Source organism: Streptomyces sp. PA03-3a, assembly GCF_033792735.1.
In the GTDB taxonomy this organism is placed as follows: domain Bacteria; phylum Actinomycetota; class Actinomycetes; order Streptomycetales; family Streptomycetaceae; genus Actinacidiphila.
Genome location: NZ_JARAVM010000085.1, coordinates 1 through 1,452, shown reverse-complemented (window position 1 = coordinate 1,452; position 1,452 = coordinate 1). Strand labels below are relative to the sequence as shown.

Sequence of the window (1,452 nt, the reverse complement as noted above, 5' to 3'; positions counted from 1 at the left end):
ACTAGTAGTGCTTGGTCAGGTCGGTTGAGTCTGTGCGTGTCTTTTCGGGCTGGTGTGGCGTTGGGAAGGTGTGAGTCCGGACGAAGTTGCTGCGGTGCGTGATGAGTTGGAGGCCTTTGCGGCGGAGGTGTTCGAGCCGTTTGCGCGTAAGGATCAGCGCCGGTGGGGGCAGGTGTATCTGCGTGGTCTGATGACCGACGCGCGGCGCAAGTCGGTCGAGCCGATGGCTGCGCGGCTGGGCCAGGACGGCAACCGGCAGGCGCTGGCCCACTTCATCACCACCAGTCCGTGGGATCCGGCCCATCTGCGGGCGCGTCTGGCGTGGAAGATGGAATCGGTGATCCGGCCGACCGTGCTGGTCTTCGACGACACCGGGTTCCTGAAGGATGGAAACGCCTCGGCGTGTGTGTCGCGGCAGTACACCGGAACCGCGGGCAAGGTCACCAACTGCCAGGTGGGTGTCTCGCTGCATCTGGCCCGTGACCATGCCTCGGCGACCGTGAACTGGCGGCTGTTCCTGCCCCCGTCCTGGGATCCCGCCTCACCGAAAGCAGACCCGGACAAGGTCGCACGCCGCACGTCCTGCGGCATCCCCGAGGACGTCGGGCATGTCGAGAAGTGGCAGCTCGCTTTGGACATGGCCGATGAGACCCGCTCGTGGGGGATCGATGTGCCGCTGGCGATCGCGGACGCCGGATACGGCGACGCGGCGGCCTTCCGGCTCGGCCTGAACGCGCGGGGCATGCACTACCTGGTGGGAATCTCCAGCACGCTGTCGGCCCAGCCGGGCGATGCGGCACCGGTCGCCGAGCCGTACTGCGGGACCGGCCGGCCGCCGGTGCCGAAATACCCCCAGCCTGCCCGCTCGGTGAAGGAACTGGTCATCGCCGCAGGCCGGAGCGCGGCACGGCCGGTGCAGTGGCGCGAGGGATCCCGGCCCGGCACCGGCCGCTCAGGGGTCAAGCGGATCTACTCCAGGTTCGTCGTCTTGCGGATCCGGCCCGCCGGACGTGAGATCCGGCAGGCCACCGACGGCGTCGAGCTGCCGGCGTGCTGGCTGCTGGCCGAGTGGCCCGCGGGTGAAAAGGAGCCGGTCCAGTTCTGGCTGTCCGACCTGCCGGAGACCACCGCGCTGACCACCCTGGTCCGTCTGGCCAAGCTCCGCTGGCGGATCGAGCACGACTACCGGGAGATGAAGCAGGCCCTGGGCCTTGCCCACTTCGAGGGCCGGACCTGGAACGGCTGGCACCACCACGTCACCCTCGTCTCCATCGCCCATGCCTTTTGCACCCTGCAGCGACTGGCCCGAGCCCCAAAAGACGCGGCGCCGGCCTGAGCCTCTACCAGGTCGTCCGCGACCTGCAGATCCTCCTCGCCACCTGGACCGGCGCCTGCCCCACCTGCCACCGCGACATACCCACCCCAATACCAACCTGACCAAGCACTACTAGG

General features: G+C 68.5%; 1 protein-coding gene. It reads left to right on the top strand.

Going from position 1 to position 1,452, the window contains the following annotated elements; all coding sequences use genetic code 11:
* The first annotated feature begins 70 nt into the window (after nucleotides 1-70).
* Complete coding sequence (locus tag PV342_RS40850) at nucleotides 71-1,336, top strand: IS701 family transposase (RefSeq protein ID WP_500321227.1); 1,266 nt, start codon at nucleotides 71-73, stop codon at nucleotides 1,334-1,336.
* Nucleotides 1,337-1,452 lie beyond the last annotated feature (116 nt).